Origin of the sequence: Saccharopolyspora sp. NPDC050642, from assembly GCF_040654735.1 — a bacterium.
In the GTDB taxonomy this organism is placed as follows: domain Bacteria; phylum Actinomycetota; class Actinomycetes; order Mycobacteriales; family Pseudonocardiaceae; genus Saccharopolyspora; species Saccharopolyspora elongata.
Window position 1 is genome coordinate 1 of the sequence record NZ_JBFAIN010000013.1, and the last position, 23239, is coordinate 23239.

21 protein-coding genes are annotated in these 23239 nt (G+C 71.7%); 15 read left to right on the top strand and 6 right to left on the bottom strand.

Annotation, left to right across the window (positions count from 1 at the left end):
* Positions 1 to 157: 157 nt before the first annotated feature.
* A complete protein-coding gene (locus AB0H93_RS21010) occupies positions 158 to 1090 on the bottom strand; it encodes a 3-oxoacyl-ACP reductase (protein ID WP_358574636.1) in 933 nt (310 codons plus the stop codon).
* 213 nt (positions 1091 to 1303) lie between these two features.
* Here AB0H93_RS21010 and AB0H93_RS21015 point away from each other — a divergent pair, with 213 nt between their 5' ends.
* The 5 genes from AB0H93_RS21015 to AB0H93_RS21035 all read left to right on the top strand — a co-directional run bounded on the left by AB0H93_RS21015 (position 1304) and on the right by AB0H93_RS21035 (position 7428).
* Positions 1304 to 2464 carry a steroid 3-ketoacyl-CoA thiolase gene (locus AB0H93_RS21015; protein WP_358574637.1) on the top strand — a complete coding sequence of 387 codons (1161 nt, stop codon included), beginning with the start codon at positions 1304 to 1306 and terminating at the stop codon, positions 2462 to 2464.
* Between the two features lies 1 nt (position 2465).
* Complete coding sequence (locus AB0H93_RS21020; protein WP_358574639.1) at positions 2466 to 4670, top strand: acyl-CoA dehydrogenase; 2205 nt, start codon at positions 2466 to 2468, stop codon at positions 4668 to 4670.
* Positions 4671 to 4697: 27 nt separating this feature from the next.
* A complete protein-coding gene (locus tag AB0H93_RS21025; RefSeq protein WP_358574641.1) occupies positions 4698 to 5570 on the top strand; it encodes a MaoC/PaaZ C-terminal domain-containing protein in 873 nt (290 codons plus the stop codon).
* Positions 5567 to 6196 carry a PaaI family thioesterase gene (locus AB0H93_RS21030; RefSeq protein ID WP_358574642.1) on the top strand — a complete coding sequence of 210 codons (630 nt, stop codon included), beginning with the start codon at positions 5567 to 5569 and terminating at the stop codon, positions 6194 to 6196. The genes AB0H93_RS21025 and AB0H93_RS21030 overlap by 4 nt, the downstream gene beginning before the upstream one ends.
* A gap of 260 nt (positions 6197 to 6456) precedes the next feature.
* Entirely contained in the window at positions 6457 to 7428 is a 972-nt protein-coding gene (locus tag AB0H93_RS21035; RefSeq protein ID WP_358574643.1) for a nucleoside hydrolase, read from the top strand.
* A gap of 119 nt (positions 7429 to 7547) precedes the next feature.
* Here the strand turns inward: AB0H93_RS21035 and AB0H93_RS21040 are convergent, their stop codons facing one another.
* Positions 7548 to 9182 carry a class I adenylate-forming enzyme family protein gene (locus AB0H93_RS21040; RefSeq protein ID WP_358574644.1) on the bottom strand — a complete coding sequence of 545 codons (1635 nt, stop codon included), beginning with the start codon at positions 9180 to 9182 and terminating at the stop codon, positions 7548 to 7550.
* A gap of 206 nt (positions 9183 to 9388) precedes the next feature.
* Between AB0H93_RS21040 and AB0H93_RS21045 the strand changes: the two genes are divergently transcribed.
* The 9 genes from AB0H93_RS21045 to AB0H93_RS21085 all read left to right on the top strand — a co-directional run bounded on the left by AB0H93_RS21045 (position 9389) and on the right by AB0H93_RS21085 (position 18882).
* Positions 9389 to 10150: an SDR family oxidoreductase gene (locus AB0H93_RS21045; RefSeq protein WP_358574646.1), complete on the top strand. Its 762-nt coding sequence runs from the start codon at positions 9389 to 9391 to the stop codon at positions 10148 to 10150.
* A gap of 86 nt (positions 10151 to 10236) precedes the next feature.
* Entirely contained in the window at positions 10237 to 11469 is a 1233-nt protein-coding gene (locus AB0H93_RS21050; RefSeq protein WP_358574648.1) for an NADH:flavin oxidoreductase, read from the top strand.
* A gap of 14 nt (positions 11470 to 11483) precedes the next feature.
* The gene (locus tag AB0H93_RS21055; RefSeq protein ID WP_358574649.1) at positions 11484 to 13145 is read left to right on the top strand and encodes an AMP-binding protein; all 1662 of its coding nucleotides are present in this window, start codon (positions 11484 to 11486) and stop codon (positions 13143 to 13145) included.
* A gap of 62 nt (positions 13146 to 13207) precedes the next feature.
* Positions 13208 to 14374, top strand: a complete 1167-nt coding sequence (locus AB0H93_RS21060; RefSeq protein WP_358574651.1) for an acyl-CoA dehydrogenase family protein — start codon at positions 13208 to 13210, stop codon at positions 14372 to 14374.
* Positions 14371 to 15324 (top strand): OB-fold domain-containing protein, encoded by a 954-nt coding sequence (locus tag AB0H93_RS21065; protein WP_358574652.1) that lies wholly within the window; start codon positions 14371 to 14373, stop codon positions 15322 to 15324. The genes AB0H93_RS21060 and AB0H93_RS21065 overlap by 4 nt, the downstream gene beginning before the upstream one ends.
* 24 nt (positions 15325 to 15348) lie before the next feature.
* Complete coding sequence (locus AB0H93_RS21070) at positions 15349 to 16461, top strand: acyl-CoA dehydrogenase family protein (RefSeq protein ID WP_358574653.1); 1113 nt, start codon at positions 15349 to 15351, stop codon at positions 16459 to 16461.
* Positions 16458 to 16898, top strand: coding sequence for a MaoC family dehydratase (locus AB0H93_RS21075; protein WP_358574654.1), 441 nt, complete (start codon positions 16458 to 16460; stop codon positions 16896 to 16898). The genes AB0H93_RS21070 and AB0H93_RS21075 overlap by 4 nt, the downstream gene beginning before the upstream one ends.
* Complete coding sequence (locus tag AB0H93_RS21080; protein WP_358574655.1) at positions 16895 to 18070, top strand: lipid-transfer protein; 1176 nt, start codon at positions 16895 to 16897, stop codon at positions 18068 to 18070. The genes AB0H93_RS21075 and AB0H93_RS21080 overlap by 4 nt, the downstream gene beginning before the upstream one ends.
* On the top strand, positions 18067 to 18882 hold the full coding sequence (locus AB0H93_RS21085) for a MaoC/PaaZ C-terminal domain-containing protein (RefSeq protein WP_358574656.1): 816 nt from the start codon (positions 18067 to 18069) through the stop codon (positions 18880 to 18882). The genes AB0H93_RS21080 and AB0H93_RS21085 overlap by 4 nt, the downstream gene beginning before the upstream one ends.
* A 59-nt stretch (positions 18883 to 18941) precedes the next feature.
* On the opposite strand, the gene AB0H93_RS21090 is transcribed toward AB0H93_RS21085, so the two are convergent.
* Positions 18942 to 19355 carry a RidA family protein gene (locus AB0H93_RS21090; RefSeq protein WP_358574657.1) on the bottom strand — a complete coding sequence of 138 codons (414 nt, stop codon included), beginning with the start codon at positions 19353 to 19355 and terminating at the stop codon, positions 18942 to 18944.
* 92 nt (positions 19356 to 19447) lie between these two features.
* Between AB0H93_RS21090 and AB0H93_RS21095 the strand changes: the two genes are divergently transcribed.
* Positions 19448 to 19942 (top strand): MarR family transcriptional regulator, encoded by a 495-nt coding sequence (locus AB0H93_RS21095; protein ID WP_358574658.1) that lies wholly within the window; start codon positions 19448 to 19450, stop codon positions 19940 to 19942.
* A 51-nt stretch (positions 19943 to 19993) separates the two neighbouring features.
* On the opposite strand, the gene AB0H93_RS21100 is transcribed toward AB0H93_RS21095, so the two are convergent.
* From AB0H93_RS21100 to AB0H93_RS21110, 3 genes are read right to left on the bottom strand one after another with little or no spacing between them, the layout of a single operon-like run.
* Positions 19994 to 20752: a glucose 1-dehydrogenase gene (locus tag AB0H93_RS21100; protein ID WP_358574659.1), complete on the bottom strand. Its 759-nt coding sequence runs from the start codon at positions 20750 to 20752 to the stop codon at positions 19994 to 19996.
* Positions 20753 to 20774: 22 nt separating this feature from the next.
* Positions 20775 to 21827, bottom strand: coding sequence for a phosphotransferase family protein (locus AB0H93_RS21105; protein WP_358574660.1), 1053 nt, complete (start codon positions 21825 to 21827; stop codon positions 20775 to 20777).
* On the bottom strand, positions 21824 to 23161 hold the full coding sequence (locus AB0H93_RS21110) for an acyl-CoA dehydrogenase family protein (protein WP_358574661.1): 1338 nt from the start codon (positions 23159 to 23161) through the stop codon (positions 21824 to 21826). The genes AB0H93_RS21105 and AB0H93_RS21110 overlap by 4 nt, the downstream gene beginning before the upstream one ends.
* Between the last annotated feature and the right edge of the window lie 78 nt (positions 23162 to 23239).

The window sequence follows — 23239 nt, forward strand, 5'->3', positions numbered from 1 at the left end:
CACCGACCACACGCTGGACATGCTGGAGCAGGCGGGACGGGCGCTGCAGGCCGCGCACGAACGCGGCCTGGTGCACCGGGACGTCAAGCCGGGCACAGGAATTCCGCACAGGGACTGGAAAACGCTCGATGGAAATCGCCGGACCGGGTCGTGGCGGTTACTTCTTCTGGGGCGCGATGTTCTGCACTCCCGTGGTGTCCAGCTCCGCGACGCTGTAGGCCGCGTAGGTCTGGTACGGGCTCCGGCCCGCGAAGTACGGCGTGAGCTGGTCGTCGAGCTCCGCGACGCTGAAGGCGCCCGCCGCCGCCGTGAACTTCCGCTCCACCGTGGGCGCGGCCAGCAGCGCGACCATGTCGCCGTAGACCACGAAGACCTGACCGTTGATCTCGTCCGCCGCCGGCGAGGCCAGGTAGGCCACGAACGCGCCCACCCGCTCCGGCGCCAGGATGTCCAGGTCGCCCCCGTTCGGATCGGCGCTGAACACGTGGGCCGTCATCCCGGTCCGCGCCCGCGGGCAGATCGCGTTGGTGCGAACCCCGTACCGCGACAGCCCCTGCGCGCTCGACAGGGTCAGCGCGGTGATGCCGGCCTTCGCCGCCGAGTAGTTGGGCTGCCCCGCGGCGCCGAACAGGAACGCTTCCGATGTGGTGTTCACGATGCGGCCGTAGACGGGCCCGCCCGCCGCCTTGCTGGCGTTGCGCCAGTGCACCGCCGCGGCGCGCGAGACGGCCGCGTGGCCCTTGAGGTGGACGTGGATGACGTCGTCCCAGTCGCGCTCGGTGAGGTTGAAGATCATCGTGTCCCGCAGGACGCCCGCGTTGTTCACCACGACGTCCAAGCCGCCGAAGGTGTCCACGGCCGCCTCGACCAGCCGGTCGCCGGTGGACCAGTCGCCCACGTCGCCGGTCACCGCCACCGCGTCGCCGCCCGCGGACTTGATCTCATTGACGACGTCCTCGGCGGCCGGGCCCATGTCGTTCACGACCACGTTGGCCCCGTGGGCCGCGAGCGCGAGCGCTTCCGCGCGCCCGAGCCCTGCGCCGGCGCCGGTCACGACCGCGGTGCGGCCCTCCAGCGTGCTGTCGCTCATTGCGTGCTCCTTGTCCTGCATCCGACGGTCCCGGCACGGCCGTGCCCGGTCTCGGGCCGAAAACTAGTATTCATTCTTCTGTCGAGCGCGCCCCAGTCCCACTGAGCGAGCCTGATGCGGTCCGCTCTCGTTGTGGTGGTGTTTCAATGCGGATAGATAATGAATTCTAGTGATGTGGGGGCGCGTCGTCCCGCATGCGGATGGAGAAGCCAGATGCCCGAGGCCGTCATCGTCGAGGCCGGTCGAACGCCGGTCGGCAAGCGCTACGGAGCCCTGTCCGGGCTGCATCCCGCCGAACTCCTCGGCCTCGCCCAGCGGGGCGTGCTCGACCGGGCCGGCCTGGACCCGGCGAAGGTCGGCCAGGTCGTCGGCGGCTGCGTGACGCAGGTGGGGGAGCAGTCCAACAACGTCACCCGGAACGCCTGGCTGCACGCCGGCCTGCCCCACACCACCGCGTGCACCAGCATCGACTGCGCCTGCGGCTCGTCCCAGCAGGCCGTGCACCTGGTCGCCGGGCTGATCGCCGGCGGCGCCGTCGACATCGGGATCGCCTGCGGCGTCGAGGCGATGAGCCGCGTCTTCCTCGGTGCGGCCCTGGCGCCGGGCACCGGCATCCCGGTGCCGGACTCCTGGTCGATCGACATGCCCGACCAGTTCACCGCCGCCGAGCGGATCGCCCGCAACCGCGGCATCACCCGCGCCGACGCCGACGCGCTCGGCGCGGCCTCCCAGCAGAAGGCGGCGGTCGCCTGGTCCGAGGGGCGCTTCGACGGCCAGATCATCCCCGTCGACGCGCCGGTCCTGGCCGAGGACGGCCCCACCGGCGAAACCGCCCCGGTGACCCGGGACCAGGGGCTGCGCGAGACCACGGCCGAGGGCCTTGCAAAGCTCAAGCCGGTGATCACCGACGGCATCCACACCGCGGGCAACTCCTCGCAGATCAGCGACGGGGCGGCGGCCGTGCTGCTGATGAGCCGGGAGCGGGCCGAGGCGGAGGGCCTGCGGCCGCGGGCCCGGATCGTCGCCTCCGGGATGGTGGGCTCCGACCCGTACTACCACCTCGACGGCCCCGTGCACGCCACGGCGCACGTGCTGGAGAAGGCGGGCATGGCGCTCGGCGACATCGACCTGGTGGAGATCAACGAGGCCTTCGCGTCCGTCGTGCTGTCGTGGGCCCAGGTGCACCGGGCCGACATGGACAAGGTCAACGTCAACGGCGGCGCGATCGCGCTCGGGCACGCCGTCGGCTCCACTGGCGCCCGGCTGATCACCCAGGCCGTCCACGAACTCGAACGCAGCGACCGCTCCACCGCGCTGATCACCATGTGCGCCGGCGGCGCGCACGCCACGGCCACCATCGTCGAACGGATCTGAGATGACACGAGGAACTCTGGGATTGAGCGAGGAGCACCGCGACCTGCGGGACTCCGTGCGGGCCTTCGCCGGCCGCCACATCACCGAGACCGAGGTGCGCGCGGCGGTCGATGCCGACGCTGAGCAGCTGCCGCCCTTCTGGAAGCAGCTGGCCGAACAGGGCCTGCTCGGACTGCACCTGCCGGAGGCCGTCGGCGGCGCCGGTTACGGGCTGCTCGAACTCGCGGTCGTTCTCGAAGAACTCGGCCGCTGCATGGCGCCCGGTCCCTTCCTGCCGACCGTGCTCACCAGTGCGGTACTGCGCGAGGCGGGGCACCAGGCGCACCTCCCGGCGCTCGCGGACGGAACGGCGACCGGCGCGCTCGCCCTCAGCGACGGTTTCACCGCCGAGCGCACCGCGGACGGCGGCCTCCTCGTCTCCGGGACCGCCAAGCCGGTGCTCGGCGCGCACCTCGCGGACGTGCTCGTCCTCCGAATCGCGCTGGAGGGGGAGCAGGCGTGGGTGGTGCTGCCGCGCTCCGCGGCCGAGGTCGCCGAGGTGCCCAGCCACGACCTCACCAGGCGGCTCGCAGAGGTCGCGGTCTCCCGCGCGCAGGTGCCCGCCGAGGACGTCCTCGGCGTCGCGCCGCACCGGCCGCACGACCTCGCCGCCACGCTCTTCGCGGCGGAGGCGTGCGGCGTCGCCGACTGGTGCACCACGACCGCCGCCGAGTACGCCCGGGTGCGGGAGCAGTTCGGCCGGCCGATCGGGCAGTTCCAGGGCGTCAAGCACCGCTGCGCCCGCATGCTGGCCCGCACCGAGGCCGCCCGGGCCTGCGCCTGGGACGCCGCCCGCGCGCAAGACTCGCAGGACGCCGCCGACGAGGTGGAGCTGGCCGTCGCCGTCGCGGGAGCCACCGGCATCGAGGCCGGGTTCAGCACCGCGAAGGACTGCATCCAGGTGCTCGGCGGCATCGGGTTCACCTGGGAGCACGACGCGGGTCTCTACCTGCGCCGCGCGCAGACGTCGCGGCTGCTCCTGGGCGCGACCGGCCACTGGCACCAGCGGGTGGCGCGCCTGGCGCTGGACGGCACCCGCCGCGCGGTTTCGGTGGATCTGCCGCCGGAGGCGGAGGAGATCCGGGCGGTGGTGCGCGCAGAGCTCGCCGAGGCGGCCGCCCTGCAGGGCGAGGAGCGCATCGCCTACCTCGCCGAGCACGGCTACACCGCGCCGCACCTGCCGAAGCCGTGGGGCCGGGGCGCCGACGCCGTCGAGCAGCTCACCATCGCGGAGGAGATGCGGGCCGCGCAGGTGCGCGCCCACGACATGGTGATCGGGAACTGGGTGGTCCCGACCCTGATCCAGCACGGCGACGAGGAGCAGCAGCGCCGGTTCCTCCCGGACACGCTCCGCGGGGACATCACCTGGTGCCAGCTGTTCTCCGAGCCGGGCGCGGGATCCGACCTGGCCGGCCTGTCCACCAGGGCGGAGAAGGTCGACGGAGGCTGGAAGATCAACGGCCAGAAGGTGTGGACCTCCATGGCCCGCGAGGCGCACTACGGCATCCTCCTCGCCCGGACCGACCCGGACGCGGCCAAGCACAAGGGACTGTCGTACTTCCTGCTGAACATGGACGCCCCGGGCATCACCATCAGGCCGCTGCGCGAGCTGACCGGCGATGCCCTGTTCAACGAGGTGTTCCTGGACGACGTCTTCGTGCCCGACGACATGCTGGTCGCCGAGCCCGGCGACGGCTGGAAGCTCGCCCGAACCACCCTGGCCAACGAGCGCGTCGCGCTCTCGCACGACTCGTCGCTGGGCTCGGGCGGCGAAGCGCTGCTCGAACTGGCGGCCGCGGAAGCCGACGACCACCGCCTCGCGGTTCTGGGGCAGATCCTCTCCGACGCCCAGACGGGCGCGTTGCTCGGTCTCCGCCAGACGATCCGCTCGCTGAGCGGGCAGCAGCCGGGATCGGAGTCGTCGATCGCCAAGCTCCTCGGCGTGGAGCACATCCAGCAGGTGTGGGAGACCGCGGTGGAGTGGCAGGGGCCCGCGGCGCTGCTCAACGGCCAGCGGCCGTCCGCGGATTCCCCCGGCGCGACCTGGAAGTTCCTCAACACCCGGTGCCTGTCGATCGCGGGCGGCACCACCGAGGTCCAGCTCAACATCGTCGGCGAGCGGCTGCTGGGGCTCCCGCGCGACCCGGAACCCCGACCCAAGTCCTGACCTGACGCACACAGGAGAAACGCAAGAATGGCCATCGACCTCGACGAGGCGCTGAACGCCCGGCCCGCGACCCGCGAGATCTCGTGGACGCGGCGGGACGTGCTGCTCTACCACCTCTCGCTCGGCGCCGGCGCCCGCGCCGACACCGAGCCGGAGCTGCCCTACACCTACGAGGGCGGCCTCCGGGTGCTGCCGACCTTCGCGATGGTGGCGGGGCAGGGAATCTCCGCGGGCGACAGCGCCGCGCCGGGCCTGGCGCTGCCCGGGATCGACATCGACCTCCGCAAGATCCTGCACGCGGGCCAGGCGCTCCGCGTGCACCGGCCGCTGCCCGCGTCCGGCACGGCCACCGTCACCAGCCGCGTCGCGGACGTGTGGGACAAGGGCAAGGCGGCGGTGATCGTGCTCGAATCGACCGCGGCGGACGGCGATGGCGCGGCGCTGTGGACGACGACCATGCAGATCTGGGCGCGCGGCGAGGGCGGGTTCGGCGGAGAACCGGGACCGGACGTCGCGGCCGCACTGCCGGAGCGCGAACCGGATGTCGTGCTGGAGTCGCCCACGACGCCCGCCCAGGCGCTGATCTACCGGCTCAACGGCGACATGAATCCGCTCCACGCCGATCCGGACTTCGCCCGGGCGGCCGGTTTCGACCGGCCCATCCTGCACGGCCTGGCCTCCTACGGGCTGGTCGCCAAGGCGATCGTCGACGGGCTGCTCGACGGCGACGCCGCCCGCCTGCGCGCGTTCGAGGTGCGATTCGCCGGCACGCTGCTGCCGGGGGAGACCATCCGGACCGCGGTGTGGCGCGACGGCGGGCGGCTGGTGCTGCGTTCGACGTGCCCCGAGCGCGGCGACGCGCCGGTGCTGACGCACGCCACCGCGGAGGTGGCGTCGTGACCGCCGCCCAGGAACAGCCGCTGGAACTGACCGCCGCGCCCCGCAACGAGGGCGTCGATGCCGCGGTGTCGGCGGCCCGCCGGGTGATCGCGTCGCTGCTGCACGCCGGGGACGGGTCGGCGGCGGAGATGAAGGAGGTCGCGGACCGGCTCAACGCCGTCGCGGACCACCTCGACGAGCACGCGCCCGCGATGGACCAGCGGATGGTGGACATGTGGTCGGGGGAGGGCATCACCCGCCACGACCCCGTGACCGGGCCCGAGAACGCGATCGCGCCGCCGCTGCACCTGACCGGGAAGGACGACGGCTCGGTCGAGGGGGTGGTGGCGCTGGGCCTGCCGTACCAGGGGCCGCCCGGGCACGTGCACGGCGGGATCTCGGCGCTCCTGCTCGACCACACCCTCGGCGTGGCGAACCACTGGGCGGGTCAGTCGGGGATGACGGCCGAGCTCACGCTGCGCTACCACCGGCCGACCCCGTTGTTCGAGCCGCTGACCGTCACCGGCGAGCAGGTCGCGGTCGACGGGCGCAAGGTCCGCACGACGGGCGCGATCACGGCCCGGGGCGAGGTCTGCGTGTCGGCCGAAGGCCTGTTCATCGCGAAGCACCTGCCGCGACCGCGCTGACCCGGACCGGAAGGGCTCCCGATCTCACCCGAGATCGGGAGCCCTTCCGGTCTGCGGATCGGTCCAGTGTGGATGGTGGTTCGGCCGCATCGCCGGCCTGGAAGCCGCGCAGGCGGCGCGTTCCCGACCGCGTGCAGACCCTGGCTGTGGAGGCCGCGGCACCGCTTGGACGGGAGGCGTGATCGGCGCCGTTCCCGTTCTTGATCTACTGGGCGCTGGTTCGCCGACGCGGTGCGAACCGGAGTCGAAGGGATTTCTCCATGGGCCGCAGGATCATCCTCGATGTCGACACCGGCACGGACGATGCCGTCGCCATCATGTTCGCCGCGCTGCACCCCGATCTCGATCTGATAGGCATAACCACGGTCAACGGCAACGTTCCGCTCGAGAACACCACGGACAACACGCTGCGGGTCCTGGACTGGATCGGGAGGCCGGACATCCCGGTCTTCGCAGGCCTGTCGAGGCCCGTCGCCCGCCGGGGTTTTCCCGGGGGGAGGCATTTCGAACGGGACACCGATCAGGACCCGCACGGCAGCGAGCTGCCGATTCCGGCCCCGCACAGCAAGGTTCGGGACACCGGCGCCGTCGAGTACCTGGTGGAAACGCTGCGATCGACCACCGAGCGGCTCACCTTGGTCCCGGTCGGTCCGTTGAGCAACATCGCCACTGCGCTCGCCATCGACCCGTCGTTGACCGAAGCCGTCGACGAGTTGGTCGTCATGGGCGGTGGCCACGGTGTCACCAACGTGACCGCGTCCGCCGAGTTCAACGTCTGGGCCGACCCCGAAGCGGCGGCCGTCGTCCTCTCGGCTGGCTTCGATCGCCTCACCCTCGTGACGCTGGACGCGACCCACCAAGCGTTGATCACGCTGGAGGACTGCGATGCGCTCGAAAACCTCGCGACCCCAGCAGGAATCGCGTCCGCCCGGATCATCAGGCGCCGGATCGACGCCTACGCGTCGGCGATGACGATCGAGCACGCGGCACCGGTGCACGACGTGCTCTGCACGGCCTACCTCGTGCGGCCCGAAGTCGTCACCACGCGGCACCTGCCCGTCGCGGTGGACACGGCCAGCTCGCTCACCATCGGCCGAACGGTCATCGACACCCGCCTGGACACGCCGCAGGAACCCAACGCGCACATCGCGTTCAGCGCGGACGCACGCATGCTGTCCGAGCTCCTCATCAGTACTTTCGCCCGCGACGCTCGCACCGGCCGGCCGAACTGAACCTCGGGACGATGCCCGGCGTCGTCGGATGATCAGCGCGCGAGCCCAGGGAAATCCGGGTGCGAAGGCCCCGGTCGTCCAGCCGGAGCGGAACGGCCGGGGCTTCGTGCTCCGCCGGTCTAGACGTCCTTGCGGACCGCGGTTCGGATCACCTTGCCCGTGGCGTTGCGCGGCAGCCGGTCGTGGGTGATCCGCCAGCGCGACGGCACCTTGAAGTAGGCCAGCTGGTCCCGGGCGTGGTCGCGCAGCTCCTCCTCGGTGAGCCCGCTGCCGGGATCCGTGACCACCACCGCGAACACCTCCTGGCCGAGGTCGGCGTGCGGGACGCCCAGCACGGCGCACTCCTGGACCTGCGGGTGCTCGGCGAGGACGCCCTCGACCTCCGCCGGGTAGACGTTCTCTCCGCCGCGGATGATCAGGTCCGAGCGCCGACTGCTGAGCCGGAACCTGCCCCGCTCGACCACGCCGATGTCGCCGGTGTGCAGCCACCGGTCCTCCCGGATGGTGTTGCTCGTCGCCTTCGGATCGTTCCAGTAGCCGAGCATGTTGTAGGCGCTGCGGACGCACACCTCGCCCTCTTCGCCGTCCGGCAAGGGGATTCCGAGCGGGTCGCGGATCTCGAGCTGGACGCCGACGATCGGCCGGCCGAGGGTGCCCGGCGCCTCGGCGAGGTCCGCCGGGCTCGCGGCGGTGAGCGCCGTGCAGGTCTCGGTCATCCCGTAGCTGTCCACAAGGGACTTCTCCGCGAAGGGGAGTTTCTCCCGCAGGCGTTGCTTGAACGCCGTGGACGATGGCGCGGAGGCGAGCGAGAACGCGGTGAGGGCGGAGAGGTCGTACTTGGACACGTCGCCGTGCTCCAGCAACCGGTGGGCCTGGGTCGGCACCGCGCCCCAGTTGGTCACCCGCTCCCGCGCCACCAGGCCGAGCACCGCGTCCACGTCGAAGGTGCCCTGGTGCATGACGACGGTGCTGCCGGTCGCGAGCCTCGGCACCGCCAGGTTGTGCAGGCTGGCGATGTGGAACAGGGGCAGCGCCAGCAGGTATCGCCGGTCCTGCGGGTCGACCGGGTCGCGGAGCGCCGCGGCGAGGGCGTCGTTCATGCGGTGGTACTCGACGACCGAGCACACGTTGCGGTGCGAGTGGACGGCTCCCTTGGGGCGGCCGGACGTCCCGCTGGTGAACAGGACGATCGCGGGGTCGTCCTCGGCCACTTCCACGGCGGGCAGCGGCGCGCCCGCGTACCGCTGGACCAGGTCGCCGACCTGCCGCTCCATGCGGAGCAGCGGCACGGAGCCGTTCTCCAGCAGGGCGGCGCGCTTGGCGTCGGCGACGATCACGCGCGGCTCGACGAGGCCGACGCCGTGGTCCAGCTCGCGGGCCGACCACCAGGCGTTGAACCCGACGGCGATGCCGCCCACGGCCATCGTGGCCCAGAACGCGAGGATCCATTCCGGCGTGTTGGCGGCGGCGATCGCGACCCGGTCGCCCTTGCCGATGCCGAACTCCTCGCGCAAGGCGGCGGCCAGCGCGGCGACCCGCTCGGCGTGCTCGCGGAAGGAGATCCGCCGGTCGGCCGTCACGATGTAGTCGCGGTCGCCGTGCGCGGTGGAACCGGCGAGGATCTCGGCGAGCGACCCGGCCCGGTTCTTGAACACCGGCAGCCGTGCGCCGAGCACGTCTTCTTCGGCGAGTTCGAAAGCGCCGCCAGGCCCGGTCAGGGCGGTCATGACGGCAGCAGGTTCGGTTGTGCTCATGTGTGGGCGTTCCTCCAGCTGCTGACCGGGACGTTGAGCGCATCAAATCGTGCGGCACCCGGTGCGGACAACAGCCGCAGGTTTCCGTTCATCGGGACGCCCGCTCGCCCGTCTTCCCGCTGAGCGGGACGGTCCGCTCGGCTCCGCCGCGATCCGCCCCACCCTTTGCGGAGCAGGCGCAGCACACGTCATCTGGGAGTCGCCGCATGGGCATCTTGCAAGGCAAGGTCGCACTGGTCACGGGGGCAGGGCAAGGCGTCGGGCAGGGCATCGCGCTCGCGCTGGCCGGGGAGGGCGCGTCCGTGGCGGTGGTCGGCCGCACCGAGGCGAAGCTGAGCGCCACCTGCGAGCTGATCCGCGAACGCGGCGCCGAGGCCGTGCCGTTCACGGTCGACGTGGCGGACACCGCCGCCATCCCGCCGCTGGTGGAGCAGGTCGTCCGCACGATGGGCGGCGTCGACGTGCTCGTCAACAACGCCTACACCGGCCACTACGGGCCGCTGCTGTCGATGAGCGACGACGACTTCCAGCGGGGCTTCCGGACCGCGCCGTTCGCCGCCTTCGCCTTCATGAAGGCCTGCCACCCGCACCTGAAGGCCCGCGGCGGCGGCTCCATCGTCAACCTCGTCACTTCCGCGATGGTGCGCTGGGATCCCACGACCTACGGCGCGTACGCCGCGGCGAAGCAGGCCCTGCGCTCGCTCACCCGGACCGCGGCGGCGGAGTGGGGGCGCGACGGGATCCGCGCGAACTCCATCGCGCCCCACGCCCTGTCCCCGGGGCTGGAGGCATGGGTGGCGAAGAACCCGGAGGAGGCCGCCGAGTTCGTCAAGTCCATCCCGCTCGGCCGCATCGGCGAGTGCGAGGCGGACATCGGGCGCGCGGTCGTCGCCCTGGTCGGACCGGACATGCGCTACCTGACCGGGGCCACCGTGCCCCTGGACGGCGGCCAGGCGTTCTTCGGCTGACCCGTCCCTCCCGATGAGCGGGACGGCCGGGGTGCGGGACCTCCCCGGCGACCTACCGTCCGCGCAGAAACCGAACAGGAGCATTCGTGACCACCACCGACAGGACCGTCCCGGACGTCTTCAGCCCCGGCAGGATCGGCCCCCTGACCCTCCGGAACCGGACCATCAAGGCCGCCACCTACGAAGGCCTCAGCCACAAGGGCAGGGTCACCCGGGATCTCCTCGACTTCCACGTCCGGCACGCGGCCGGCGGCGTGGGCATGACCACGGTCGCCTACTGCGCGGTGTCTCCCGAAGGGCGTACCGATCGGCACCAGATACTGTGGACCCCGGAATCGCTGCCGGGCCTGCAGAAGCTCACCGCCGCGGTCCACGCCGAGGGCGCCGCCGCGTCGGCGCAGATCGGGCACGGCGGCCCGGTCGCCAACCCCAAGGGCAACGGCGCGCCCGCGCTGGCGCCGAGCCGGCACTTCCACAAGACCACGCTCAGCTTCGCCAAGGAGGCCACGCGGGACGATCTGCGCCGCATCGTGCGGGATCACGCCCGGGCGGCGCGCATGGCCATCGAGGCGGGCTTCGACGCGGTCGAGGTGCACCTGGGCCACAACTACCTGGCCAGCTCCTTCCTGAGCCCGAAGCTCAACCACCGCACCGATTCCTACGGTGGGAGCCTGGAGAACCGGGCGAGGTTCGCGCGCGAGATCATGACGGCCGTCCGCGAGGCCGTCGACGACCGGATCGCGATCATCGCCAAGATGAACATGGACGACGGCGTGCCGGGCGGCTTCTGGCTCGACGAGGCGATCGCGGTGACCCGCTGGCTGGAGTCCGACGGCACGGTCGACGCCCTGGAGATGACCGCGGGCAGCTCGCTGAGCAACCCCATGTACCTGTTCAAGGGCGACGCGCCGCTGGAGGCGTTCGCCGACGTCATGCCCCAGCCCATCAAGCTCGGCGTGAAGCTGGTCGGGAACAAGGTGCTGCGGGAGTACCCCTACCGGGACGGCTTCCTGCTCGAGGACGCCCGCCAGATCCGGGCCGCCGTCAAGCTGCCGATGATCCTGCTCGGCGGCATCACGAACCGGGGGATCATGGACCAGGCGATGGCCGAGGGCTTCGAGTTCGTCGCGATGGCCCGCGCCCTGCTCCGCGAGCCCGACCTGGTGAACCGGATCGAGGCCGACGCGGGCGTCCGGTCGCTGTGCAACCACAACAACCGTTGCATGCCAACGAACTTCACCGGCACGCGCTGCGTCCTGGTCGACCGGAGCACCACGCGCTCCGCGACCTGGGGCACCGAGGCCGGTTACGTCTCCTGAAGCGGCGAGGACCGATGACCGAGCGACGAGAGACCATCGCCGACCTGCTGCTCGACCGGATCGGCGACCACCGTCCGGGGCTTCGCTCCCGGGAGCGGACCTGGACCTGGGACGAGGTCGTCCGGGACAGCGCCGCCCGCGCCGACCTGCTGCGGCGGCTGCGCGACGAGGACCGGCCGTTCCACGTCGGGATCCTCCTGGACAACGTCCCGGAGTTCATCCTCTGGCTGTGCGCCGCGGCGCTCAGCGGCGCGACGGTGGTGGGCATCAACCCCACCCGCCGCGGCGCCTACCTGGAGGAGGAGGTGCGCAACACCGACCTCCAGCTGGTGGTGACCGACGCGGCGGGGCTGGAGATCCTCGACGGCCTCGACATCGGCGTGGCGCGGGACCGCTTCCTGCTCGTGGATTCGGCGGAGTACGCCGAGCGGCTCCCGAGCCGGCCCGAACCGGCCAAGGACCCGTCGGTCACGGCCGCGACCCGGATGCTGCTGCTGTTCACCTCCGGGACCACCGGCGCGTCGAAGGCCGCGATCTGCTCCCAGGGGCGCCTCGTCGGGCTGGCGTACCAGAACACCGCGAAGTACCGCATCGGCCGCGACGACGTCTGCTACTGCTGCATGCCGCTGTTCCACGGCAACGCGCTGATGGCCCTCTGGGCGCCCGCCCTGCTCGCGGGGGCGTGCGTCGTGCTCACGCCGAAGTTCACCGCGTCGGGCTTCCTGGACGACGTTCGCCATTACGGCGCAACGTACTTCACCTACGTCGGCAAGGCGCTCGGCTACATCCTCGGCCAGCCGGAACGGCCGGACGACGCCGACAACACGCTGACGCACGGCTTCGGCACCGAGGCGTCGCCGGAGGACCAGGCCGAGTTCAAGCGCCGCTTCGCGGCGACGCTGTACGAGGGCTACGGGTCCAGCGAAGGCGCCGGGATGATCAACCAGGCCCCGGACGGGCCGCCCGCGGCGCTCGGGGTGCCCGCGCACGCGGGCGTCCGCGTCGTCAACCCGGAGACCCGTGAGACGTGCCCGCCCGCGAAGCTGGACGAGCACGGCCGGGTGCTCAACGCCGAGCTCGCCATCGGCGAGATCGTCAACACCGAGGGCGCCGCGAAGTTCGAGGGCTACTACAAGAATCCGGCGGCCAACGCCGAGCGGGTGCGCCACGGCTGGTACTGGACGGGCGACCTCGGCTACGTCGATCCGGCGGGCTACTTCTACTTCGCCGGCCGCTCGGGCGACTGGATCCGGGTGGACGGCGAGAACATCTCCGCGCTGCTGACCGAGCGGATCCTGCGCCGCCACCCCGATGTCGTCGCCGCCGGCGTCTTCGCGGTGCCGGACCCGCGCTCGGGGGACCAGGTGATGGCGGCCGTCGAGATCTCCGAGCGGATGAGCTTCGAGGGCCTCGGCCTGCCGGATTTCCTCGCGGCGCAGGAAGATCTGGGCGCCAAGGGCGCGCCGCGCTACATCCGCGTGTCGCACCAGCTGCCCACGACCGGCTCGAACAAGCTCCGCAAGAAGGAGATGCAGGCGGACGGCTGGCGGACCACCGACGACGTGTACTGGTGGGCCGGTCGCGGTGAGCCGTCGTACGAGCCGATGACCGCGGCGGACAAGGAGTCCCTCCGCGAGCAGTTCGCCGCGAACGGCCGGCTGCGCTTCCTGCCCTGACCTTCCGCCGCCGCACCACCGGCCGGGACCGGCCGCACCGAGCCCAGGAACGAGGACTCCCGATGGATTTGCGCGAAACACCCGAGCAGCGCCGGCTCCGGCAGGAGCTGCGCGGCTACTTCGCCGGGCTGCTGCCCGCGGACGAACGCAGACGAGTAGGGGAGGAGGGCGTCGGCGGGGACGGGTTCCGGGAGGTCGTCAAGATGCTCGGCCGCGACGGCTGGCTGGGCATCGGCTGGCCGCGCGAGTACGGCGGCCAGGGCCGGTCCATCGAGGAGCAGTACGTCTTCTTCGACGAGGTGCAGCGCGCCGGGCTACCGTTCCCGTTCGTCACCGTGAACACCGTCGGCCCCACGCTGATGGAGTACGGCACGGAGGAGCAGAAGAAGGCGTACCTGCCCGGAATCCTCAGCGGCGACGTCGTCTTCGCCATCGGCTACACCGAACCCGACGTGGGCACCGACCTCGCCTCGCTCAAGACCCGGGCGGTGCGCGACGGCGACGAGTTCGTGGTCAACGGGCAGAAGATCTTCACCTCGGGCGCGAACACCGCGGACTACGTGTGGCTCGCGGCCCGCACCAACGCGGAAGCGCCCAAGCACAAGGGCATCTCGATCCTGATCGTGCCCACCGGTGCACCGGGCTTCTCCTGGAGCCCGATCCAGGCCGTCGGCGGGATGGTGGTCACCGCCACCTACTACAGCGACATCCGCGTCCCGGCCCGCGACGTCGTCGGCGACGTCGACGGCGGATGGCGGCTGATCACCGCCCAGCTCAACCACGAGCGCGTCGGTCTGGCCGCGCTCGGCGGGCGGATGATCCAGCTCTGGGAGCAGGTGCTGGCCTGGGCGAAGCGCACCGGGGTCGCCGAAAAGCCCTGGGTGCGGCGGGAAATGGCCCGTACCTACGCGAAGCTCGAAGCGATGCGCCTGATGAACTGGAAGATGACCACGGCCGTCGCGGAGGGCACGCTGACCGGCGCGACCGCCGGTGCCGCGAAGACGTACGGAACCGAGACCCACATCGACGTCCAGCGCACGCTGACCCAGGTGCTCGGCGCGGCCGGCCGGATCCGCCCGGATTCGCCGGAGGCCGTGCTCGGCGGGCAGATCGAGCAACTTTCCAGGCAGGGCATCGTCAACACCTTCGGTGGCGGCGTGAACGAGGTGCTGCGCGACATGGTCGCCACCCAGGGCCTCGGCCTGCCCCGGGCGAAGAGGGGCGCATGAGCGACGAGCAGGTGACCCCGGAGGCAGCGTACGAGCAGCGCCTCCAGTCCTACGCGGGGCGCGTCCTCGTGCCGGGCAGGCCGGGCCAGGACCCGGTCAACGTGCCGATGATCCGCCACTGGGTCGAGGCGATGGGCGACGCCAACCCGGTCTACCTCTCGGCCGAGGCCGCGCGGGCCACGGGCCGCGACGGCGTCGTCGCACCGGCCTCGATGGTGCAGGCGTGGACCATGCGGGGCTACGCCGCCACCACGGCGCCGGAGGCGAGCGATCCGACGCCCTTCGACGAACTCGTCGCCCTGCTCGCGGAGGGCGGCTACACCTCGGTGGTGGCCACCGACTCCGAGTTCGAGTTCCACCGCGAGCTGGTGCCCGGCGACGAGATCAGCACCGAGGAGGTCGTGGAGTCGATCTCCCCGGAGAAGCGCACCGGGCTCGGCGCGGGGCGGTTCGTCACCACGGTGCGCACCTACCGAGACGCGAGCGGAACCGCGGTGGCGACCCAGAAGTGGCGCACCCTGAGGTTCCGGCCCGCGGCGAAGAAGGCGCTGCGGCCCCGGCCCGCCGTGAACCAGGACAACGAGTTCTGGTTCGCCGCGGCGAAGGAGCAGCGGCTGGTCGTCCAGCGGTGCCGATCCTGCGAGACGCTGCGCCACCCGCCCGGCCCGTGCTGCCCGCACTGCCAGTCCTTCGACTGGGACACCGTGCCGGCATCCGGGCGCGGCACCGTCTACAGCTACGTGGTCGCGCACCACCCGCCGCACCCGGCGTTCGAGTACCCGCTGCTGATCGCGGTCGTCGAACTCGCGGAGGGCACCCGGCTGATCACCAACCTGGTGGGCGTGGCCCCGGACGACGTCGCCATCGGCATGCCGGTCCGGCTCGACTGGCTCGAAGCGGACCCGGAGCTGACGCTGCCCGTGTTCCGCCCCGCGACCGACCGGCCCTGACCTGCCGGAGAAGGAGAACCACGAATGGACTTCCACCTCAGCGACGAGCTGGTCGCGGTGCAGGACCTGGCCCGCAGCATCTTCGCCGACCGGGCCACCACCGACCGGATCCGGGAGGTGGAGGCGTCGGAGACGCGCGTCGACGAGCGCCTCTGGGCGGACCTGGCCGGGGCCGGGCTGGTGGGCATCGCGCTGCCCGAGGAGCACGGCGGAGCGGGCCTCGGCCTCGCCGGCCTGTGCGTGCTGCTGGAGGAACAGGGCCGGTTCGTCGCGCCCGTTCCACTGTGGACGGCGGGCGTGGCGGCGCTGGCGGTCGCCACCCACGGCGACGAGGAGCAGCGCGGCCGGATCCTGCCGTCGGCGGCCGACGGGAGCCTGCGGCTGGCCCTGGCGCTGGAGGAGTTCGCCCCCGCCGAGCCCGGCGCGCCGGCCTGCACCGCGACCGTCGACGGAAATGCCTGGCGGCTAACGGGAACCAAGGCGGTCGTGCCGTCCCCGCAGGGCGCCGACGCGATGCTCGTGTCCGCGACCACGGACCGGGGAGCGGGGCTGTTCCTGGTGCAGGCGGACGCCGAAGGCGTGCGGTGGGAACAGGCCGAGACCACGACCCGGGACCTCAGCGGGCACCTCCACCTCGACCGGGCCGTCGGGCACGCGGTCGGCGATCCGGGCGGCGACACGCTCCGCCAGACCCTTCGCCACGCCACCGCCGCCCTCGCGGCGATCCAGGCCGGGGTCGCGCAAGGAGCCCTGGCGCTCGCCGCCGGCTACCTCGGCGAGCGGCACCAGTTCGGCCGCCCCCTGGCCACCTTCCAGGCGGTCCAGCACCAGCTGGCCGACTGCTACATCGACATCGAGGCCATGCGGGTGACGCTGTGGCAGGCGATCACCTCGCTCGCCGACGAGGCGCCCGACGCCGGCGCCGCCGTGCTGGTGGCCAAGTGGTGGGCGGACCAAAGCGGGCTGGACGTCGTGCACCGCGCCCAGCACGTGCACGGCGGCATCGGCGTCGACGTCGACTACCCGGCCCACCGGTTCTTCCTGTGGGGCAAGCAGATCTCCGGCACGTTCGGCGGAGCCGAGGCGGCCCTCGCCGACCTGGGCGAGCACCTGGCTGTCGAGGAGGTGGCCTCGTGACGATCCCGCCGACGCGTACCTTCGACGCGGTGCGCGTCGGGGAAGTCCTCCCGGAGCTGGAGATCCCGCTGACCCGCACCCTCGTCGTGGCGACCGCCATCGCGAGCCGGGACTTCCAGGACGTGCACCACGATCCGGGGCTGGCGGCCGAGCGCGGCTCCCAGGACGTGTTCATGAACATCCTCACGACCAACGGCCTGGTGGACCGGTTCGTCACCTCCTGGGCCGGCCCGGCCGCGGTGGTCAAGGCCATCCGGATCCGGCTCGGGGCGCCCAACTACCCGGGCGACACGATGGTCCTCAGCGGCGCGGTGACCGGCAAGGACGAGCCGCACCGGCGCGTCCAGGTCTCGGTCCGGGGCGAGAACGGCCTCGGCGCGCACATCACCGGCTCGGTCGACGTCCAGCTTCCCGGTACCCGGAAGGAATCCGAATGAGCGCGCTGTCCCGTTCGGCCGCGATCGTCGGCATCGGCGCGACGGAGTTCTCCAAGAAGTCCGGCCGCAGCGAACTGCAGCTGGCCACCGAAGCGGTGCTCGCCGCCGTGGCCGATGCCGGGCTGACGCCCGCCGACGTCGACGGCATGGTGACCTACACCGCGGAGTCGAGCTCCGACATCCACGTCGCCCGCAACGCGGGCATCGGCGATCTCACCTTCTTCTCCCGCGTCGGCTACGGCGGCGGGGCGGTGTGCGGCACGGTCGCGCACGCCGCGGCCGCCATCGCCACCGGCCTGGCGTCGGTCGTGGTCTGCTGGCGGGCTTTCAACGAGCGGTCGGGGGAGCGCTACGGGCTGGGCCAGGCCGACCGCGCGATGGACACCAGCGCCGACCGGGCCGCGTACTCGTGGATGACGCCGTACGGCCTGAACACCCCCGCCCAGTGGGTGGCCATGTTCGCGCGCCGCTACCAGCACGAATACGGCGCCACCTCGGAGGATTTCGGGCGGGTCGCCGTGCTGGACCGCAAGCACGCCGCCACCAACCCCAACGCCTGGTTCTACGGGCGCCCGATCACCCTGGCCGATCACCAGGCGTCGCGGTGGATCGCCGAGCCGCTGCACCTGCTGGACTGCTGCCAGGAAACGGACGGGGGTCAGGCGCTGGTGCTGGTCTCCGCGGAGCGCGCCTGGGACCTGCCGCACGCCCCGGTCCACGTGCTCGCCGCGGCGCAGGGTTCCGGCGCCGACCAGCACATGATGACGAGCTACTACCGGCCGTCGATCTCGGGAATCCCGGAGCTGGGACTGGTCGGCGACCAGCTGTGGTCGCAGAGCGGGCTGCGCCCCGACGACGTGCAGGCCGCGATCCTCTACGACCACTTCACCCCGCTGGTGCTCCCGCAGCTGGAGGAGCTCGGCTTCTGCGCCAGGGGCGAGGCGAAGGACTTCATCCGGGACGGTCACCTCGAACTGGACGGCAGGCTGCCCACCAACACCCACGGCGGCCAGCTCGGCGAGGCGTACCTGCACGGGATGAACGGCATCGCCGAGGCCGTCCGGCTGGTCCGGGGCACCTCGGTCAACCAACCGGAGGGAGTGCGGAACGTGGTGGTCACGGCGGGAACCGGGGTGCCGACCAGCGGCCTGGTCGTGGGAGCGGCGCGATGACAGCGGAAACGGCCCGCCCGGCGGGCGAATGGCGCGGCGTCGAGCTCGGCAGCCGCGTGGTCGACTACACCGAGCGGGACGCGATCCTCTACGCGCTGGCGGTCGGCGCCGCCGCAGCGGACCTGGACCTGGTCTTCGAGGAGCGGCTGCGCGTCCTGCCGACCTTCGCGCTGACGCTCGCGCAGTGGGCTCCCGACGCACTGGGCACCCGGGGCGCTTTCGACACCCGCACCGCCGTGCACGGCTCACAGCGGCTCGAAGTGCTCGCCCCGCTACCTCGCTCGGGTTCCCTGGCGATGACCGCGTCCGTGGCGCAGGTGTGGGACAAGGGCTCGGCGGCGATCTTCGAGGTGGCGGTGGAGAGCGACTACTTCGTCGCCACCTGGGCGCTGTTCGCCCCCGGCTGCGGCGGGTTCGGCGGCGAGCGCGGCCCGTCGAGCCCGAAGCGGCCGGAAGCCGCGGCCGACCACCGGCTCGACGTCGCCACCGCGCCGAACCAGGCGGCGCTGTACCGGTTGCTGGGGGATCGCCACCACATGCACATCGATCCCGAAGCCGCCGAGGCGGCCGGGCAGCCGCGGCCGTTCCTGCACGGCCTGTGCACCCTGGCGGGCACGACCCTGTCCGTGGCGCGGCGTTACGGCGCCCATCCGGCCGACCTGCGCCGGTTGGAGGGTCGCTTCGCCGCTCCTGTCTTCCCCGGCGACCGGCTCTCGGTCGAGTGCTGGGGAGCCGACGCGAGCGCGGTCGCCTTCGGCGCCGCGGTCGCGGAGCGCGCCGTGCTGACCGGTGGGACGGTCTCGTTCGGCTAGCGCCGGCGCCTGCCGACCGGGGGCGTCCGGTCGGCAGGCGCATCGGAGGTGGCCGGCGGTCAGCCGACGATGGCCGTCACGCGGATCTCGACGCGCATCCCCGGGGCGCCGAGGGCCGGAACGCCGAGCTCGGTCCAGATGGGCGCGCGGTCGCCCATGCGCTCGCGGAACTGCGCCACCATGACGCGGTTGTGGACATCTCCGATGAACTCGGCGGATTCGGGGACGTGGTAGGAGTTCACGGCGATGACGTCGCGCCACGTGGCGCCGGCCGTGGCGAGGGTTCGCTCGACGTTCTCGAAGGCCTGCACGATCTCGTCTTCGAGGGACTCGGGGAAGTTCCAGTCGTCGTCCCATCCTCCTTGGCCCGAGGTCTCGACGCGGTCGCCGATGCGAACTGCCTGGTTGTAGTGCATGTCGGTCAGCTGCCTCGCGCCGTACCCGGGCGTGGCGAAGAACTCCGGCTTGCTCATGGCGACCCTTCCTAGATCACTTCACGCGTGAAGTGAACGTAGCACGGTTTCACTTCATGCGTGAAGTCATGGCCGCTGGGTAGGGTTCCGCCATGGCCACCACCGCAACCCCAGGCGGGCACGCCCCGGACGAGACGCCGTGGCTGAACCCGGATGAGAAGGAGGCCTGGACCGGGCTGGTCTCGCTGATCCTGCTGCTGCCGGGACGGCTGGAGTCGCCGCTGCAGCAGGAGGCCGGCCTGACCCTCTTCGAGTACCTGGCCCTCAGCCACATCTCGGAGGCCCCGGAGCGCCGTCTGCGGATGAGCGAGCTGGCCTACCTGGCCAACGGGTCCCTCTCGCGCCTGTCCAACGTCGTCAAGCGGTTCGAGCAGCGGGGCTGGGTGGAGCGTTCGCCCGATCCCGACGACGGCCGGTACACCGTCGCCGCCCTCACCGACGCCGGCTACGAGGTGGTCGTCGCCGCAGCACCCACGCACGTGCGCGCGGTGCGGCGGCTCGTCCTCGACCCGCTCACCGCCACCGATCAGCAGGCGCTGGCCGGCATCGCGGCCAAGCTGCGGGTGCGACCGGCCGACCTGGCCTGAAGGTCGTCCCGCAATCGCGGGTTCGGTCGACCGGAAGATTCCTCGGGGGAGTCAGTGGACGCCGCCGTCGAGGCGGAGGATTGCTCCGGTGCAGAAGGAAGACGCGGCACTGGCGAAGTAGAGAGCTGCTCCCACGACCTCGTCGGGCTCGCCTCCGCGGCCCAGCGCGATCGAGGTTCTGGCCCGTTCGGCGAAGGCGTCGAGGTCCCAGGCGTGGGAGATGTCGGTGAGGAACGGCCCGGCTTGGATGGCGTTGACCCGGACCTTGGGGCCGAAGGCGCGGGCGAAGCCTTCGGTGAGGGTGTTCAGGCCGGCTTTCGCCGCGGCGTAGGGGAGTTCGATCGGTGCCGGTCGGATCGCGGCTATCGACGAGATGTTGATGACCGCGCCGCCGTCGCCCTCGGCCATCCGGGTGCCGATCAGTGCGGTGAGCCGGAACGGGCCCTTGAGGTTGACGGCGAGCACCTTGTCCCACAGGGCTTCGCCGACCTGGTCGAGGCTGGGGTAGAGCGGCGAGAGGCCGGCGTTGTTGACCAGCACGTCGACTCGGCCGAACTCGGCGTAGGCGCGTTCGACCAGGGCATCGCACTGGTCCCAGTGGCTGACGTTGCAGGCCACGGGGAGCGCGCGGACGCCGTGCTCCTCCTCGATCTCCCGTGCCGTGCTTTCGCAGGCTTCCAGCTTGCGGCTGGCGATGATCACGTCCGCCCCCTTGGCCGCGAAGGCGTGGGCCATCGCGCGGCCCATGCCTCGGCTGCCACCGGTGACGAGGGCGATCTTGCCGGTCAGGTCGAAGGTCGTGTCGGTCATGGGATCGCGCTCCAACCGGGGTTCATATCAGCGATCGGGCTTGGGTGAGCAGGCCGATGGCGTGCGCGTGCAGGCGGTCGCCGATGCCGGCCGGTGCCTTGCCCGCGCAGGCGCGGGCGTGGGTTCCTTCCAGGACGATGCCGAGCTTGAAGCAGGCCAGGACGCGGTACCAGGTGATGGCGGCTAGGTCGCGGCTGGTGTGCTCGGCGTAGCAGGCGATGAGTTCGGCGCGGCTGGGCAGGCCCCCCGCGTCCGCGATCGCGGAGGGTCGGATCAGGCCGCCGTCGGTTTCCGGCCAGGTGGCCAGCAGCCACCCGAGGTCGAGCAGCGGGTCGCCGACCGTCACCATCTCCCAGTCGACGATCGCCGCCACCTCCGGTCCCGCGTGCGAATACATGATGTTGGCCAGGTGGTAGTCGCCGTGCATGAGACCGGGGCGCCAGGTCGACGGGCGGTTGCGGTCCAGCCAGTCGGCGACTTCTGCGACGCCCGGGAGGTTCGGGCCGGGGTAGCCGTCGAACGCCGCGTAGGAGTCGAGCTCGCCCAGCCAACGGCCGACCTGGCGGTCGAGGAACCCGGTGGGGTTCCCGACGTCGCCCAGGCCGACCGCGACGTGGTCGACTTCGCCGAGCTCGGCGATGGCCCTGGCGGCACCCAGTCCCATCTCGTGCCGGATGGCCGCATCGGCGGCGTGGCGGGGCGGCAGCGACACCGTTGCGTTGAAACCGTCCACGTGCTCCATCAGGTAGAACACCGCTCCGCCGAGGACTTCCGGGTCGGGGCAGCCGGCGACGATCGCAGGGGCGCGGACCGGTGTCGGTGCGAGCGCCGCGAGCACCCTCATCTCGCGGATCAGCGCGTCGTTGCTGCGCTTGCGCAGATGTCGCGGCGGGCGGCGCAGCACGTACACCTGGTCGCCTCTGCACAGCCGCAGCATGACGTTCTGCGTGCCGCCGGTCAGTTCCGTGATTTCGGTGAAGTCGCCCGGCGGCAGGCCCTGGTCGTCCATCCACCGTGCGAGCGCGGTGAAATCGACCAGCGCGGGATCCACTGTGGATGGTCGGGATGCGCTCACGCCGGGAGCCGTCCGTGCCGCTTGAGCACGTCGGCGTACTTCTGGCGGGCTTGGTCGCGCAACTTCGGCTCGTGGCGGGTCGGGAACAGGTCGTCGGACGGCTCGTAGTCGTGCAGCACCTGCCGGGCCAGGGTGGCCTTGTGGACCTCGGTCGGGCCGTCGGCGAGCCCCATGTGGAAGGACTGGGTGACGTACCCGGCGAACGGCATCTCGTTGGAGACGCCGAGCGAGCCGTGGACCTGCAGCGCGCGGGAGGCCACATCGCGCAAGACGCGCGGCATCATCGCCTTGACCGCGGAGATGTCGGCGCGCACCTTGCGGTAGTCCTGGTACTTGTCGATGCGCCACGCGGTGCGCAGCACCAGGAGCCGGTAGGTCTCCAGGTCCAGCCAGGAATCCGCGATCATCTCCTGCACCATCTGCTTGCGTGCGAGCTGCTCGCCCTGGGTGGTGCGGGAGAGCGCTCGCTCGGCCATCATGTCGAGGCTCCGCCTGATCAGCCCGACGGTGCGCATGGCGTGGTGGATGCGCCCACCGCCGAGGCGGGTCTGCGCCACCATGAACGCCTCGCCGCGCGGGCCGAGCAGTGCGTCGGCCGGAACGCGGACGTTGCGGTAGCGGATGTAGGCGTGCGAGCCCGCACCTTCGGGGTCACCGCCGAGCCCGACGTTGCGGATGATCTCCACGCCCGGAGCGTCGGTCGGGACGATCAGCATCGACTGCTGCCGGTAGGGCGGGTTGTCCGGGTCGGTGACCGCCATGACGATGAGGAACGCCGCGTAGCGGGCGTTGGAGGAGAACCACTTCTCCCCGTTGATCACCCATTCTCCCCCACTCTCGGCTTCGCTCGAGCGGGAGGTGCCCCCTCCATCGCGAACCGCGCTGGTGGTGAACACCTTCGGGTCGGCGCCACCTTGCGGCTCGGTCATCGAGAACGCCGAGACGATCTCGTTGGCGAGCAGCGGCTGCAGCCAGCGCTCCTTCTGCGCCGGCGTGCCGAAGTGGGCGAGGATCTCGCTGTTGCCGCTGTCGGGGGCTTGGGCGCCGAAGACGATCGGGGCGCAGCGCGCCCGGCCGAGGATCTCGTTCATCAGGGCGAGCTTGACCTGCCCGTACCCGGGTCCGCCCAGGTCCGGGCCGAGGTGGCAGGCCCACAGGCCGCGTTCGCGGACCGTTTCCTGCAACGGCGGGATCAGCTCCGCGCGGATCGGGTCGTCGAGGTCGTAGGGGTGGTCGATGATGTGGTCGAGCGGTTCGATCTCCTCGCGGACGAACTCCTCGATCCAGTCGAGTTCCCGCTGGAACTCGGGGTCGGTCTCGAATTCCCAGGCCACGGCGGTCTCCTCCGGTGCGGGTTTCGGTGCCGGGCGCCAACGTAATGCGACTGCCTTAGATGCACAAGCACTTGATTT

Bases quoted from the DNA above. Each gene is read 5' to 3' on its own strand.
- AB0H93_RS21010 (WP_358574636.1), bottom strand. From the start codon at position 1,090: ATGAGCGACAGCACGCTGGAGGGCCGCACCGCGGTCGTGACCGGCGCC.
- AB0H93_RS21015 (WP_358574637.1), top strand. From the start codon at position 1,304: ATGCCCGAGGCCGTCATCGTCGAGGCCGGTCGAACGCCGGTCGGCAAG.
- AB0H93_RS21020 (WP_358574639.1), top strand. From the start codon at position 2,466: ATGACACGAGGAACTCTGGGATTGAGCGAGGAGCACCGCGACCTGCGG.
- AB0H93_RS21025 (WP_358574641.1), top strand. From the start codon at position 4,698: ATGGCCATCGACCTCGACGAGGCGCTGAACGCCCGGCCCGCGACCCGC.
- AB0H93_RS21035 (WP_358574643.1), top strand. From the start codon at position 6,457: ATGGGCCGCAGGATCATCCTCGATGTCGACACCGGCACGGACGATGCC.
- AB0H93_RS21040 (WP_358574644.1), bottom strand. From the start codon at position 9,182: ATGAGCACAACCGAACCTGCTGCCGTCATGACCGCCCTGACCGGGCCT.
- AB0H93_RS21045 (WP_358574646.1), top strand. From the start codon at position 9,389: ATGGGCATCTTGCAAGGCAAGGTCGCACTGGTCACGGGGGCAGGGCAA.
- AB0H93_RS21055 (WP_358574649.1), top strand. From the start codon at position 11,484: ATGACCGAGCGACGAGAGACCATCGCCGACCTGCTGCTCGACCGGATC.
- AB0H93_RS21060 (WP_358574651.1), top strand. From the start codon at position 13,208: ATGGATTTGCGCGAAACACCCGAGCAGCGCCGGCTCCGGCAGGAGCTG.
- AB0H93_RS21065 (WP_358574652.1), top strand. From the start codon at position 14,371: ATGAGCGACGAGCAGGTGACCCCGGAGGCAGCGTACGAGCAGCGCCTC.
- AB0H93_RS21070 (WP_358574653.1), top strand. From the start codon at position 15,349: ATGGACTTCCACCTCAGCGACGAGCTGGTCGCGGTGCAGGACCTGGCC.
- AB0H93_RS21080 (WP_358574655.1), top strand. From the start codon at position 16,895: ATGAGCGCGCTGTCCCGTTCGGCCGCGATCGTCGGCATCGGCGCGACG.
- AB0H93_RS21085 (WP_358574656.1), top strand. From the start codon at position 18,067: ATGACAGCGGAAACGGCCCGCCCGGCGGGCGAATGGCGCGGCGTCGAG.
- AB0H93_RS21090 (WP_358574657.1), bottom strand. From the start codon at position 19,355: ATGAGCAAGCCGGAGTTCTTCGCCACGCCCGGGTACGGCGCGAGGCAG.
- AB0H93_RS21095 (WP_358574658.1), top strand. From the start codon at position 19,448: ATGGCCACCACCGCAACCCCAGGCGGGCACGCCCCGGACGAGACGCCG.
- AB0H93_RS21100 (WP_358574659.1), bottom strand. From the start codon at position 20,752: ATGACCGACACGACCTTCGACCTGACCGGCAAGATCGCCCTCGTCACC.